The organism is Prevotella merdae (assembly GCF_900290275.1).
GTDB classification, from domain to species: Bacteria; Bacteroidota; Bacteroidia; order Bacteroidales; family Bacteroidaceae; genus Prevotella; species Prevotella merdae.
Genome location: NZ_LT985323.1, coordinates 1,530,794 through 1,544,603, shown reverse-complemented (window position 1 = coordinate 1,544,603; position 13,810 = coordinate 1,530,794). Strand labels below are relative to the sequence as shown.

At 47.7% G+C, this 13,810-nt stretch carries 12 protein-coding genes; 3 read left to right on the top strand and 9 right to left on the bottom strand.

Translation table 11 applies throughout. The annotated features are described in order from the left end of the window. Positions 1-236 precede the first annotated feature (236 nt). The 3 genes from C9991_RS06190 to asnA all read left to right on the top strand — a co-directional run bounded on the left by C9991_RS06190 (position 237) and on the right by asnA (position 3,216). A complete protein-coding gene (locus C9991_RS06190; protein ID WP_106811674.1) occupies positions 237-707 on the top strand; it encodes an HU family DNA-binding protein in 471 nt (156 codons plus the stop codon). An 873-nt stretch (positions 708-1,580) separates the two neighbouring features. Further along, positions 1,581-1,985, top strand: a complete 405-nt coding sequence (locus C9991_RS06185; protein ID WP_106811673.1) for an N-acetylmuramoyl-L-alanine amidase — start codon at positions 1,581-1,583, stop codon at positions 1,983-1,985. Between the two features lie 193 nt (positions 1,986-2,178). Continuing rightward, positions 2,179-3,216: an aspartate--ammonia ligase gene (asnA, locus tag C9991_RS06180; protein WP_106811672.1), complete on the top strand. Its 1,038-nt coding sequence runs from the start codon at positions 2,179-2,181 to the stop codon at positions 3,214-3,216. Between the two features lie 139 nt (positions 3,217-3,355). Here the strand turns inward: asnA and C9991_RS06175 are convergent, their stop codons facing one another. The 9 genes from C9991_RS06175 to C9991_RS06135 form a co-directional block, all read right to left on the bottom strand. Beyond that, positions 3,356-4,813: a PP2C family protein-serine/threonine phosphatase gene (locus tag C9991_RS06175; protein ID WP_106811671.1), complete on the bottom strand. Its 1,458-nt coding sequence runs from the start codon at positions 4,811-4,813 to the stop codon at positions 3,356-3,358. 31 nt (positions 4,814-4,844) lie between these two features. Next, positions 4,845-5,306: an anti-sigma factor gene (locus tag C9991_RS06170; protein WP_106811670.1), complete on the bottom strand. Its 462-nt coding sequence runs from the start codon at positions 5,304-5,306 to the stop codon at positions 4,845-4,847. Then, on the bottom strand, positions 5,299-5,895 hold the full coding sequence (locus C9991_RS06165; protein ID WP_106811669.1) for an RNA polymerase sigma factor: 597 nt from the start codon (positions 5,893-5,895) through the stop codon (positions 5,299-5,301). The genes C9991_RS06170 and C9991_RS06165 overlap by 8 nt, the downstream gene beginning before the upstream one ends. 12 nt (positions 5,896-5,907) lie before the next feature. Further along, positions 5,908-6,552, bottom strand: coding sequence for a BACON domain-containing protein (locus tag C9991_RS06160; RefSeq protein WP_106811668.1), 645 nt, complete (start codon positions 6,550-6,552; stop codon positions 5,908-5,910). Between the two features lie 51 nt (positions 6,553-6,603). Beyond that, entirely contained in the window at positions 6,604-8,013 is a 1,410-nt protein-coding gene (locus tag C9991_RS06155) for a serine/threonine-protein kinase (RefSeq protein WP_106811667.1), read from the bottom strand. A 45-nt stretch (positions 8,014-8,058) separates the two neighbouring features. Then, the gene (locus C9991_RS06150) at positions 8,059-8,529 is read right to left on the bottom strand and encodes a DUF805 domain-containing protein (protein ID WP_106811666.1); all 471 of its coding nucleotides are present in this window, start codon (positions 8,527-8,529) and stop codon (positions 8,059-8,061) included. 80 nt (positions 8,530-8,609) lie between these two features. Continuing rightward, positions 8,610-9,023: a hypothetical protein gene (locus C9991_RS06145; RefSeq protein WP_106811665.1), complete on the bottom strand. Its 414-nt coding sequence runs from the start codon at positions 9,021-9,023 to the stop codon at positions 8,610-8,612. Positions 9,024-9,041: 18 nt separating this feature from the next. Next, positions 9,042-9,965, bottom strand: a complete 924-nt coding sequence (locus C9991_RS06140; protein ID WP_157949378.1) for a hypothetical protein — start codon at positions 9,963-9,965, stop codon at positions 9,042-9,044. A gap of 42 nt (positions 9,966-10,007) precedes the next feature. Beyond that, entirely contained in the window at positions 10,008-13,769 is a 3,762-nt protein-coding gene (locus tag C9991_RS06135) for a serine/threonine-protein kinase (protein WP_106811663.1), read from the bottom strand. Positions 13,770-13,810: the final 41 nt, after the last annotated feature.

Below are 13,810 nucleotides of genomic sequence, written 5' to 3'. Positions count from 1 at the left end.
CGGTCGGGCTACGGGGATTTCAAATGTTTAAGTAACAGTTCATAAATATCTTTACACATAGTAGGAGGGTATGGCATCCCTGCCATACCCACTAAATCGGCAGGACACTCATGGCAGAGTGGGTACGGCAAGGACGCCATACCCTCCTACAGATTGCCGCTCATATATAAAGCTAAATATGAACTCGTACTTAACTCTAAAATTTCAATGTCTAACTTTTAAAACATTTTAACATTATGATTGAATATTCTGTTTTTATGACCACCAACCACTTGAGTAAGGATGAGGGTGCTAAGGCTTATGCAGCCGCTCAGATTAGAGAGAAGCTGGGTACCGATAAGTTTGTGGCGCACGTGGCGCGACACAACAGCGTGTTCTCTAAGGGCACTATCAAGGGCGTGCTTGCCGACGTGGCCTGCTGTGTGCGCGAGCAACTATTGAACGGCAACAAGGTGCAGCTTGAAGGTTTGGGTACATTCGGTTTCACTATCAGCAGCCAAGGTGCAGAAAATGTGAAGGATTTCACCGCTGCCAACATCAAGAAGATTAACGTTATCTTCACCCCGGACAGCGAACTGGAGAACCTTATCGACGATGCTGTCTTTAGCCCAACGTCGAGTCGCGTGGTGCAGGCTGCTGCGCTGAAGGCGGAGAAGAATGGTGAGGGCAGCGTGGACTTGGAAGCGATAAAGAAAAAGGGAGTTTAAGGGAAAAGTGAAAAGTGAAGAGTGAAGAATCCATATGTTAAGTGAAGAGTGAAGAACGAAGAGTGAAGAATCCAATAGCGTATTAAGTGAAAAGTGAAGAGTGAAGAGAGAAAAATCCAATAGTGAAGAGGGAAATTAGAAGTTAAAGGAAGTTTGGGCTTCGCCCGAAGTTAAAGGGCATATGTATTGTCCGTTCACTTCCATCCATCGCAGATGGATTAACTTCTTCTTAACTTCCGATAACTTCTTTCGCTTGCGAAACTTAACTTCTTCTTAACTTCCGATAAATTCTTTTTCGCTTGCGAAACTTAACTTCTTTAACTTCTCTAACTTCTGAATTCTATAAACTTGCTAAAGTTTCATCAAAAAATTATTATTATGACTCAAGAACAGAAACATTCAGTAATTCAGGCGATATTGACTTTCATTTCGTCAATCCTTTGCGCAATAACCGCAAGCTCGTGCGCATCGCATTTTTAGCTTTGCTATAATGTGAGGGGAAAAGTTCCCACAGAACGCACAGACTACACAGAAGCCTACGGGATTAATATTTCGGAATTCACAGAGCGTATAGACGCTGCGCGTCATACGACAGAAAGCACAGAATTGATTGCTTGTGTAGCGACGCCGAGGTTAAGCATGGTTGCCGTCTATGGCGGCGAAAGGCTCTTGTACTTGTATCTCCTTTGCTTGTAGTTCCCACAGAACGCAGACCAGCAAGCATTCATTTCTGTGGATTCTTGCCTCGCGAAGCGTAGGCCATTCTGTGGATTCGAAAAGCTTAAGCCCGTAGGCTTCTGTGTGGTCTGTGCATTCTGTGGGAACTACATACAAAAGAACTACAAGTAAAATTATACGTTCATTATATATATTATGCGAAAAATTGATTTAATAATAATCCATTGTTCGGCTACTGCCGAGGGCAAGGACTTTCGGGCTGCCGACATCGACCGCTGGCATCGTCAGCAGGGTTTCAAATCTATTGGCTACCATTTCGTAGTGCGATTGAATGGTGATGTGGAGCGTGGCCGACCAATTGCCGAAGTGGGCGCACATTGCAAGGGACACAACGCCACGTCGATTGGCGTGTGCTACATCGGTGGTCTCGATGCCGACGGCAAGATGCCTAAGGACACCAGGACCGTGGAGCAACGAAAGGCTATGCGCAATCTCGTTAAGACGCTCAAGCACGTGTTTCCCGAAGCTGTGGTACGGTCGCATAGGGATTTTGCTGCCAAGGCTTGTCCTTGCTTTGATGCAACGAGAGAGTATGCGTGAGAAGAACATCCTGTAGGAGGTTAGCATACCTTGCATTATTATGCACTTTTGTAAAGCAAACAATTTATTTTAATATCTTTTTGATATTTTCACGGCTTTTTGTTTTGCCAATCGATAATTATTCTATACCTTTGCATTTACAAACGTATAGAACATAAAGGATAAATATTACAAAACAACAACATAACACACGATGAGCACACTTATTCGACCAGAACACTATTGTGCCTTGCTCAACACCTACAAGACCGAGCAGGGCATTAAACTTATAAAAGACTTCTTCCAGCAAAACCTTGCCACCGAGCTACGACTGCGCCGCGTAACGGCTCCGCTGTTTGTGCTTCAGGGACTTGGCATTAACGACGACCTTAACGGCGTGGAGCGTCCTGTTACTTTCCCAATTAAAGACCTTGGCGACCAGAAGGCTGAAGTGGTGCACTCGCTTGCCAAATGGAAACGACTGACACTTGCCGAATATCAGGTGCAGCCCGGATATGGCGTGTACACCGACATGAACGCCATACGCGCCGACGAAGAACTGGACAACCTACACTCGCTGTACGTTGACCAGTGGGACTGGGAGGCTGTTATCGCACAGCACCAGCGCTCTATCGCATTCCTAAAGGATGTGGTTCAGCGCATTTATGCAGCCATCAGACGCACAGAATACCTGGTGTGCGAGACCTACGAGCAGATTAGACCATTCTTGCCCGAGGACATTCACTTTATACACAGCGAGGATTTGCTGGCCATGTATCCAAACCTCAGCCCCAAGGAGCGCGAGGACGCCATCTGCAAGAAGTATGGAGCTGTGTTCATCATTGGTATCGGCGGCAAGCTTGCCAACGGCGAGAAGCACGACGGACGCGCCCCCGACTACGACGACTGGTCGACTATTGCCGAGAATGGCAAGGCTGGACTTAATGGCGACATTCTTATATGGTATCCGGTGTTGCAACGCTCGTTCGAGCTGTCGTCTATGGGCATCCGCGTGGACAGCGAGGCCTTGAAGCGCCAGCTTAAGCTTGAGGGCAAGGAAGACCGCGCATCGCTCTACTTCCACCGCCGACTGCTCAACAACGAGTTGCCCCTTTCGGTGGGCGGCGGTATTGGCCAGAGCCGCCTGTGCATGGTTCTGCTGCACAAGGCACACATTGGCGAGATTCAGGCCTCTATTTGGCCCGAAGATATGCGCAGAGAATGCGCTGAACTTGGAATGCCGCTAATATAGAGATATTGGCGAGGATTATTACTGTTATATGTAAACAACGCCGACTGTAAGAATTCTTTTATTCTTAACAGTCGGCGTTGTCGTTTTTTGTTTTACTTGCCGATTTTGTGAATCAAGTAGAGAGGGCTACACTTTGCTTCTATTTAGCCGGATACACAGGCATGTTGTTAAGGGTGTTCACCACGTAGTCTATCGTTTGGTTTGACTTGGCAGATGGTTTGCCGTCAGGACTAATCTCGATCAAGGCTCTCGAGTTGATTTGTCGCTCTACATCAGAGATGCTCTTGTTGGTGCGACGATACTCGTTCTTAAGTTGCTCGAAGTCCTTAAGTATAAGTTGCTGATACTGGCGCTTTGCCTTGGTAGCCTGTACCTTGTCCTTTTGCGGCTCCTTCATAGCCTTGAGATTCTTTACTATGCGCTCTGTAATGCGCGACTTGTTGGTGTGCTGCCTTGCGGTTGGTGCCACGGGCTTGGCGTTGAGAGCCTGTTCTATCTGCTGGCGCAGCTTGCGTATAGTGTCGTCTTTCTGTCTACTCTCACTCTTAAGATACTGATAATTCAGGTTGGGGTCTGGATTCTCGTCTTTGCTGTAGTCGGCATGGGGCGCATCGTCTTGCGTGGACTTTTGTCTGGTAGCGGAGTCGTCGTGGGGCGCTACATATTGTGTGTGCTTGGCGTCCCATTGTTGGTCTTCGCTATAGCTTTGGTCTTGGCTGTAGCTATTGGCTTTGGGGGCAGACGACATGTAGAAGTAGGCATTAAGGCCAAGACTGGCCACGAGCATTAGGCCAAGCAGGGGCATAAACATCTTGCCACGTGGCTTGCGTGGAACCTTGGGTGCTGCAATACGCACAATGCCAAGCGTAAGGTTGTCGTAGCCAGGTTTGGCACGTCCCATCATCTCCACGCTGTCCATTGTCTGCCTTACAACCTCGCGCAGACTCTTGTTGTCGCTTATCAAAGCCACCACCTGTGCCTCGGACATGGCTCCCCACACGCCGTCGGTACAGAGAGCAAGGCGATCGGCAGGGGCAAGGCTAAGGCGGTCGATTTCGGGCTCCACGACATCCGTTATGCCAAGAGCCCTTGTAATGACGTTGGAGTTGGCGGCTCGGCGTGCGTCCTCCTCAGTTAGCTCACCACGGCGCACCATCTCGCCCACCACCGAATGGTCGGCTGTGCGAAACAGCACCTTTGTGCCCCGCACCTGATAGAGGCGGCTGTCGCCCACATGTGCCACGGTAGCTGTCTTGCCATTGACTACAGCCACCACACACGTTGTGCCCATGCCCTGTAGCTCAATATGATCGAGCACAGTCTGTCGCAGCAGACTGTTGGCAGAGCCGACTGCATTCTTGAGCGCAGCCTGTACGTCGGCAGACGGCTGACAGCTGTTAAGGTGCTGCAAGATGGCTTGTACGGCAAGGGTTGAGGCATTGGCTCCACCTGGTCCGCCACCCATACCGTCGCACACCACGACGGCAAAACCTATAGGCGTATCGGCACAAGCATAGCAGTCTTGGTTCTCGGGACGTCCACCTTGGCGCGAATCGATGCATACGGAACAGTTCCATTTACTATCCAGAATATCCATATTTTTAGAGGGGAATTATAAGTTAGATTTATTATATAAAGAAATGGTCGAAGTCGCTGTTCATATCGTCAGAATTGGCAATATCGTTATCGTCGGCAATATCGTCGGAATTGACAATATCATCGGCATCGGAAATATCGTCAGAATTGGCAATATCGTCATCATCGGTAATATCGTCAGAATTGGCAACATCGTCATCGTCGGCAATTTGGTCGTCGAAGCCAAAGACGTGGTCATCGACATCATCGAAGTCGCCAATCTCTGGCAGTTGGAAGCTATCTGCATACAGTTCTTCAGGCATTTCGTAGCCATTGGCAATCATTTCCTCAAAAGAGTCGTCGATGTTGTCGTTGGCGTCGAGCAAGGATTGCATATCGGGGTTAGAGGCACACTCCTGCATAAAGAGCTGTTCCTCGTCGGGCGACATTGTGCCGTCAAGCCATGCCGCAAACTGTTCCTCGCTAAAGGGCAGCGGGTCGTAATAATCAGTCATTGTACGATTCCTCCATTCTTAATATACGTTTAAACTGTTCTTTAGCCAGCTTGTGCTTGTTGTAGAACGTGTTGAGGTTCATGCCAAGCATCTGGGCTGTCTCTTCGTTGGTGTGCCCCTCTAGATAACGCAAACGTATAAGGGTGCTGTACCTTCGGTTGGGCATCAGACGCAGTATTGTTTCGGCATCCAGGCCATGCAGAGCCGACTGGTCTAAATCTATAGACCCGTGTTGAGCATCAAATCTTACACCTTCGTCGTCAAAATTTTCGCTAATGGGCATTTGGGGTGCCCGTTTCCTTACCTCGTACTTCTTGTAGCAATGAAACAAGCACACAGTTTTCAACCATGTGAAGAGCGTGCTCTGGAACTGGAATCCCTCGAGCTTGCACTTGCCGGTAGAGCGGCTGGGCGTGAGCAAGAGTATGTAAATCTCGTTAATAAATTCCACGCACGACGAACAGTCGGTGTGATAGTTGTCGTATACCGACTTGAAGAGTGGGTAGCACTTGCGGTAGAAAAACTCGCGTGTAACGCTGTCGTCGTGGCGCAGCAGAGCCTGCACTATGGCATGGTCGGGATTGGACATATATGTGATGGATTATTTCTTGTTCTTCTTGTTGCCGAAGATAGACTTTATCGAGAACTTGTTCTTCTGATAAATCATCAATTCGGCCTTTGTGCCATGACACGTAACGGTAAGGTTGCCTGAGCGTTCCTCCTCTGTTTCGTTGGCCGAGGCTGTAAGCAGCAGTCGGTTACCGTTCTTTACCACCTGCACCCAATCGGGGTGTGTAAAGGTCCAGTCGTCGTAGTTGCAGTTGACTGTTACCTCGTGGTTGTCGTTCTTCTTGCCGGCAGCCTTAAACTCCAACGACGAGACAGAGAGCGACAGCTTGACGGGCTCGCGCTCGGGCTCGGCCTCTTGCGGTTGCTTCTCTTGGGTGTTGTCGGTAGTCTTGTGCTTGTCTTTATGCCTTACAACCTTGGATTTGGAGTTGATGGTCCTGATGTTGTTTTGGCAAATGGCAATCTGGTTGTCGCACATGGCCTTTTTGGTGGCAGAATCGTAAGCGGCCTTGGCGCTGCGAAACTTGGCAATGGCAAGATTCTGCGATTTTACAGTCTGTTTCATCTGATACTTCTGCCCCTGCGCAAACAAGCGGTCGCCAGCCGACTGTGCGCTGACGTTAACAGCTATAAGGGCGAACAGTACGACCACTACAAATCTGATGTAATTCTTCATACGTAAAAAAAATTCTTTTTAGTTGTTGATGTTTTTATATCCTTATAGAAGTTACTTCACAGCCTCGTCTATGCGCTTGATGCGCTTGTCAAACTCGGCTGCAATGTCGGCCATTCCTTCATCGGTGAACAGTTTTTTCTTGTCGGCAAGCTCTTTTCTTGCTTCCTGCAAGGCAGCCTTAGTCTTGTCTTTCTTAGCAACAATAGGCTTGGTGTCTACATTATTGGCTGTCATCTTTGCAGCTGTGCCAATTGCATGAGCATAACCGTTAAAGGCGTCGAGAAGAGCCACCTCGTAACCCTCGTCGTGCTTTAGACCAAGAGCAAAGCTTGCATCGGCCGAGGCTGTAGCGTCAGACACCTTTGAACGCAGCGAGTCGTTCATGGCCTGTTCCTTGGCAAGTGCCTCGCGCTCTGCCTTCTGGTGGTTGCTGTACGACACGCCGGCTATGGCGAGCAGCACAACAACAGCCACACCAATGGCAGCGGCAATAGACATCTTGGTAGACTTCTTCATCTCGCGCTTTTGACCATCGAGGTTCTCCATGGCCACACGCATCTGTGCAGCTGACTGATAACGCACCTTCTGATTCTTGTCTGTGGCACACGCTATGATGTTGCGCAAGCCCTTGTCCTTTATAAGCTGCAAGGGGAGTTTCTTATGAAGCTGCTTTTCGAGAACCTCGTGCGACGGACCTTCGAAAGGAACGTGTCCCACAATACATTGGAAGAGCAGTATGCCCATGGCATAGATGTCTGTGGTTTGGTTCTGATGCTTAAGGTCGCCAAGAGCCAGTTCGGGTGCCGCATACTCGGCCTTGCCCATAAACGAGCCTGTGGTGGTAAGACCACGGTCGTTGGTGGTAAGCTTGTTTACCTGCTTGGCAATGCCAAAGTCGATAAGCTTGATGTGCTCGTCGGCAGTAAGCATAATGTTTGAGGGGTCGATGTCGCGATGCACATAGCCAGCATCGTGCAAAGCAATAAGACCCGACAACACGTTCATTACTATAGTCTTGGCAAAGTGTACAGGGTCTGACTGATAGTCCTTTAGCATCTTCTTGGCAAAAGCAATCTCGTTGCCAGCCTTGTCGCTGCACTTGCCGTCGAGCAGTTCGGCAAGCGAAATGCCGTGCAACAACTCGCTTACCACATGATAGTGCTTGACGGTATTGCTGCCACGAACGGTATCCACCTCAATGAAGCCAAGCATCTCGATAAGGTTGTCGTTGCGCAACTGTATTGAAGCCTCACGGCGAGCACGCTCTATAGCGTGTTCGGGTAGGTCGGCATAGAGAAACTTTATGGCAACCGGACGCGACACCTTTGTAGCAATGTCCACACAAATGCCCTTCATCACCTTGCCCATGCCACCCTCGCCAATAGGTGCGTCGGCCGAATCGACCTCAAAGTATATGTTTTTCTTCTTCTCTGCTTCTCCCTGTAATCTTAAAATAGCCATATCAATTTGTTGTTTCTTGTTATGTTTATAATTGTTTGAAGTGTATTAGTAGACCGGAAGTCCGTATTTGTTTTCTTCGTCACTATCCAGAAGGAACAGCACCAACAGCCATAGACTGCCAATTAACAATAGAACGTAATTAACCAATAATAGAATTGCCAATGTCTCGTTGCGTGTAAGCATAACCAACACCATAAGCACCACCAAAAGCAACGTTGGGCCATAAACCAACATAACCCACCAACCACTACGTCCGGTGTCGTGAAGTCGGCGCACAGAAACAGCAAGCGAAGGAACAAAAAACAGCAGCAATACCAATACCGAGCATATATTGGTGGCCAATGCGGCACCTTTCACACCTCCCAAGCCAAGCCCGATGCCAAAGAATGCAGCTTGGGCACAAATAGACACGATGGCATTGAAAAGCGCAAACCACCAAAACTCAGAACGTGGAGCACGTCCGGAGAATGTTGCATACTTGTTGATGCACGTCTTTATAGAATCTGTAAAAGTCATAAGCAAATAAAACGACTAAAAGCACTGGCCCTGCAAGACACACTTACAGAACCAATGCTTATGGGTTAGAATAATAATGTTTACTGGGCAGAAGAGCCTAATTCTGCCGGGCTCAATATAACACTTATCTCTTTGGATTCGGTGGTATAGATATACTTCACGCCAATATTGTTGCGCTTGAGCAGGCCTACAAGAACCTTATTGTCGGACAAGGACAAATCCTTGAGCAACTGGGCCTTTACCGAATCGGCCTCAACACCATCGAAACGCTTGTCGCTAACACGTATGTGATAAACCAAGAGGCTGTCGCCAGGAGCATAGTCAAGGCTGTTAAGTATGGTGCCATTGGGAAGCTCACGCCCCGGATTAGCATTGATTTTATCGACAAATGTCTTTAGCTCTTCTTGCTCCTTATCGTTCTTGTTGGGCTTGCACCCCACTACCGTGGATGCAAGGAGCAACGCAAATAATGCATATATATGAAACTTCTTCATAATGAATACATTTATATATTACAGAATGTTGAATGAGGTTTGGTAGATGGTGTCGCCCGACTCAAGCACCTCAACCTTATATTCTCCGGCCTTCCAAAATCCTTCCTTATTAGAGCCAAACTTGTCGAACTCCACAACCTGGTTCTTCTTCGACTTCTCAATAGTAACTTTAGCCTCGGCTGTGTACTTCTTGCCAGATAGGAATATTGTCTTGCCATCGGGTTTTGTTATCTTCAGCTGCAGAACATACTCTTCGGCCTTCTCCTTCCAAGGACCCAACTCGAAGGCAGCCTGGATATAACGGGCATTGAAAGCACGCAAAGGTTTGTCGTATTCGGTAACAACCTTGTCGTCCTCGGACACAAGACGGAACGAAGCGCTCTGTATCAAGCCGCGCAGTTCGCTTGGCGGAAGATCCTTGCGGGCCTCTTGCTCGAGCTTGTTCTCATGTTCGCGCTCGGCCTTGATGGCTGCGGCATAAGCCAACTTGAAGTCGGTATCTACCTTGTCAAACATATTGAAATAGGTAATAAGCACGGCAGTAAAATCCTCAGGCTTGGCTGCATAAACCTGAATGGCGATGTCGACACGCTTCTCGCCTACCGTTAGCTTAACGGTCTTGTGCTTGCGGTTCACCTCGTTGCAAGCCATGATGGCTGGCTTGCTCTTAAAATCCTTATCGCCTACGCCAACCTTAAAAGCCTTACGGTGGAATGTATACAGCAGAGGTGAGTCGCCCTCAAACGTTATCCAGTAGAGCACGTCGTTCTTGCGAAAGCAAACACTATTGTCTGATGTGTCTACAGTTGGATCGTACTTGTTCTTGAGCAAGAAAGAATAAATGCTGCGCTGAGCCTTTTCTTGCACCGGACTTAAATCTCCAGCAAATGCAGTTGCCACTGACATGAGCAGCAAGCACAAAATCACTTTAATTTTTTTCATTATTATCAGGTTTTTATTGATATTATTATTTAATGTTATAAACTACAAACGATTGTGATACTTGTCGTAAATCACAAAGTTCAGACTAACACTCGAAGGTGTATGTGTATTGCGTTTCAACTGGGCTCCGAATTCGGGAAGGGCATTGATAAACTCCTCATTAATCATGTCTGCCGTCAAGTTGCTGAATCTAACATGTAGAGTTATCGAGTTACTGCCAACAATTATCTTCTCGAAGACAATGCCATTGGCTATTGTCACCGGACAAGCCTGGGCTGTCTGCTGCCATACCAAACGCCATGGAGATACGCCGCCGCCACTCTGCAAGGTCCAGTTGCCATTGACCATAAGCATTGTGGCCAATTTACGATTGGAGGTGTCGTATAGGTCGCACTTATACTCGGTACCTGCACGATAGGCATAAACCTCACGATGCCATCCGTTCTTGCAATTTACGGCCTTGCCATTTGTTCCAAAATAGGCTATCTCGGTGCGCTGGTTCTGCGAGTTATACTTATACGTCATCTTGCTATAGCCAACCTCACTTAGCATCTGCTTACCGTCTACACCATAGTAGGTCTCGGTGCTAATCTCGCGCATCGAATTATATGTGCGCATTGTCTTGTGACACTTTGTAGACTTATCGATAACGGGTTTGCCGTTTATGTCGTAGTAGGCGAAAGATGTCTGAAGTCCTGCATCATCGTAAGTAAACCGCTGCTCGCACCAATTGTGCTGACCATTAACTTTCTTTCCATAACCGTCGTAGCAAACAATCTTTACACAGTTACCTCGCTTGTCGTATTCGAGACGGCCTTCAGGAGAAATGCCGTCGGCTGCAACCGGCTTGCCATCCACGCCAAACGATATCTGGTGTGAAACTTTGTTTACAACCTTGTCGTATTGGTTATAGTACTTGTGCACCTTCGACTTGTCTGTGCCTCTTGTGCCATCTTGCTTGAAATAGACTTCCGAGATACGGTTGCCACGATTGTCATACTCCGACTTGCGTACAGCATAGTTTTGATTTTTTACATTCTTCAGCAATCCGTCGGTGCCATAATACTCCACCTGAATGCACTGGTTGTTGGAGTTGTACTTTGCTGCAAGTCTATGATAGCCTTCATCGCATATGGCGGGTTTGCCAGCAGCATTGAAGTAGCTCGATTCTACAACATTGTCACGATCGTCATAACGAGATCTTTCCTCAAGTTTTCCGGCAGCAAGTTTTCCGTTTGTACCTATTGGATAATCCTTGATACGGTTGCCTCGCTCGTCGTATGCGTAATTTGAGCCAGCAATGCCGCTGCAAAGCATCAGCTTACCATCTGTATTGAGGTAGCGTTCGGTGATGCAGTTGCCCTGGTCGTCGTAAGTATACTCTATACGTGCGCAATACCAGTTGAGCACACAAGGCTTGCCGTTTGTGTCGTAAAAGGCACGTGCCGTCTCGTTGCCATTGTCGTCATATTCGCGGGTTACCATTGCCACGCCCTCATCAGAAAGTACAGGCTTGCCCTTTTCGTCATAATAGCATATCTTTGTGATGTTGCCACGAGCGTCATAGTCCTTAGTAAAGTAACAAATATGCGAAGTGGGCAATGCCATAGGCTGTTTCTTTTCGTCCATATACGTCACCTTGCCAACACGTCCCTGAGGGTTGTATTGTATTACAATACCAGCATAGCCATTTTGGGCAGGAATATACACCTTGCCACTTTGATCAAGATAATATTCGCTTGTGTTGTTGCCAACAGAGTCGTAGGTACAAACCTTGTGAGCAAAATTTGCCGACTCGGTGAGCGTTCCTGATGTATTGAGCATCTTCAAGTCTAATACGTTGCCATGGTTGTCGTTCACAAACTCTATCTTGGAGTAAGTAAAATCGCCACTCTCTTCGGTAAAGTAGGCAGCATGACCATTGGCATCGATATAAGAACGACTGGCAAGATAGCCGTTGTCATCATACTCGTTTACATATCCACTAACACCTTGTATATATGTAAGTCGGCCGTCCATACCAAGATATTGCTGCTTAACGCATAAACCATCGTCATTATATTCGTAAGCCACACCCGAGAAAGCCTCATCCTTGCGTACCGCTGGATTACCGTTTATGTCGGTGTATTTCTCAAGTATACGGTTGCCCCACTTGTCGTAAGTGAGCAGCACTATCGGGCAATTGTTGCCATCGCTGCTTGGTTTTCCATCAACAGTCTGGTATTCTATCTTAGCTATATTGTCGTCGTCGTCATATGTAAACTTCTTTACACCAAGGCCAAACTGAGTGGCTTTTGGCTTGCCGTCCTTGCCAAGATAGTGCTCCTCTATAATGCGTCCCTTGTCGTCGACAACATAACTCTTGCCGAAAATGCCTTGTCCGTCAGGTACACGCACATTGCCGAAACCCGCATATTCAACCTTTCTTAGATAACCATTATCGTCATAGTCAAGAATATACTTGGATATCTTGCCCTTGCCGTCCTCAAGAGTGTTGTCAAAATTGCTTTGGAAAAGAGCCACCTGTGCATTTAGGGTCATTTCTGTTCCCAATTCATCGTCTAGCTTGAACGTACAAGTCTTGAAGTTGCTGTCATAATCCTTTACGTACAACACCTTGCCGCTGCGGTTCATATATTTGGCCGCGTCAATCTTGCCACTACCCTCTGTATAGGTTACGGTCATGTCGACAATGCGGTCTTTGTCTTCTGTGTCGTGATGGTCGACAAGGTTGCCCATGCTGTTGACATAAGACACACGGCGCAAGCGATAGCGCGAATACTCAAAGCGGTATGATGCCTCGCGATGCGACATCTCTCTTCCGCTAAGACTTCCAACGCCTTCAGGCAATCCGTACACCTCAACATAGTCGCGATAGTAGCGCACCTTTGTGCGGAAATAGTCCCAGGTAAAGAAACCAGCCAAGAGCAACACCAATGCCACGGCTCCACCCGCATACATCAGTTTGCGTGGTATTGGGTCGGGAGCAAGAGCTTTCTTTACAGCTTGCTTCATTTCCTCGCACGACTGGTATCGAGCCTCTGGCACCTTTTGTGTAGCACGGTCTACAACAGCCTGTATAGCATTGGATATGTATGGGTAATATTCTGCCATACGCGGCATTGCATCCTTCACCACTCTGCGCTTAATCTCTTGCACAGTAAGCAATGTGGCGTCATATGGAGCACGCCCCGTAAGCATATTATGAATGAGCACACCAATCGAATAGATGTCCGAGCGGGCATCGACATTTTTGCCGTATATCTGCTCCGGACTCATATAGGTTGGTGTGCCCATAACGTATCTGCTGTCTGAAACCTTAGCCTCAGACACAATCTGTGCGATACCAAAGTCCATTATCTTAATGTGCCCGTCATCCTGGATTATGATGTTCGAAGGCTTGATGTCGCGATGAACAATGCCTTTTGAGTGGGCATAGGCAAAGGCGTCAAGTATCTCGCAAATAAACGGATAGGCTTTCTTCTCTACTATCAAACCGTTCTTCTTGTTGATGAAGTCTTCGAGAGTGATGCCCTTAACGTATTCCATGATAAGATAAACGCCGTCTGCAGTTTCCACATAGTTTAGAAATTTCACTATTCCTGGATGGTCGAGCGAGCACAGGAGTTCGGCTTCCTGCTTGAATCGTGCGCGCAATACGGCGTTGCTTGCCACCTCTGGACGCAATGCCTTGATGGCTACTTGCTGGTCGATGTTGGTGTTGACGGCAAGGTACACGCTACCCATGCCGCCCGAACCGAGATGACGCACTATTCTGTAGTTAAGAATGTCTGTTGGTATCATAAACTAATTTGTTTTTATAGATTCTGTTGTTGGCTTAACAA

What these genes read in the sequence shown, in the direction of transcription:
- C9991_RS06190 (WP_106811674.1), top strand. Translation starts at nt 237, where the DNA reads ATGATTGAATATTCTGTTTTTATGACCACCAACCACTTGAGTAAGGAT.
- C9991_RS06185 (WP_106811673.1), top strand. Translation starts at nt 1,581, where the DNA reads ATGCGAAAAATTGATTTAATAATAATCCATTGTTCGGCTACTGCCGAG.
- asnA (WP_106811672.1), top strand. Translation starts at nt 2,179, where the DNA reads ATGAGCACACTTATTCGACCAGAACACTATTGTGCCTTGCTCAACACC.
- C9991_RS06175 (WP_106811671.1), bottom strand. Translation starts at nt 4,813, where the DNA reads ATGGATATTCTGGATAGTAAATGGAACTGTTCCGTATGCATCGATTCG.
- C9991_RS06170 (WP_106811670.1), bottom strand. Translation starts at nt 5,306, where the DNA reads ATGACTGATTATTACGACCCGCTGCCCTTTAGCGAGGAACAGTTTGCG.
- C9991_RS06165 (WP_106811669.1), bottom strand. Translation starts at nt 5,895, where the DNA reads ATGTCCAATCCCGACCATGCCATAGTGCAGGCTCTGCTGCGCCACGAC.
- C9991_RS06160 (WP_106811668.1), bottom strand. Translation starts at nt 6,552, where the DNA reads ATGAAGAATTACATCAGATTTGTAGTGGTCGTACTGTTCGCCCTTATA.
- C9991_RS06155 (WP_106811667.1), bottom strand. Translation starts at nt 8,013, where the DNA reads ATGGCTATTTTAAGATTACAGGGAGAAGCAGAGAAGAAGAAAAACATA.
- C9991_RS06150 (WP_106811666.1), bottom strand. Translation starts at nt 8,529, where the DNA reads ATGACTTTTACAGATTCTATAAAGACGTGCATCAACAAGTATGCAACA.
- C9991_RS06145 (WP_106811665.1), bottom strand. Translation starts at nt 9,023, where the DNA reads ATGAAGAAGTTTCATATATATGCATTATTTGCGTTGCTCCTTGCATCC.
- C9991_RS06140 (WP_157949378.1), bottom strand. Translation starts at nt 9,965, where the DNA reads ATGAAAAAAATTAAAGTGATTTTGTGCTTGCTGCTCATGTCAGTGGCA.
- C9991_RS06135 (WP_106811663.1), bottom strand. Translation starts at nt 13,769, where the DNA reads ATGATACCAACAGACATTCTTAACTACAGAATAGTGCGTCATCTCGGT.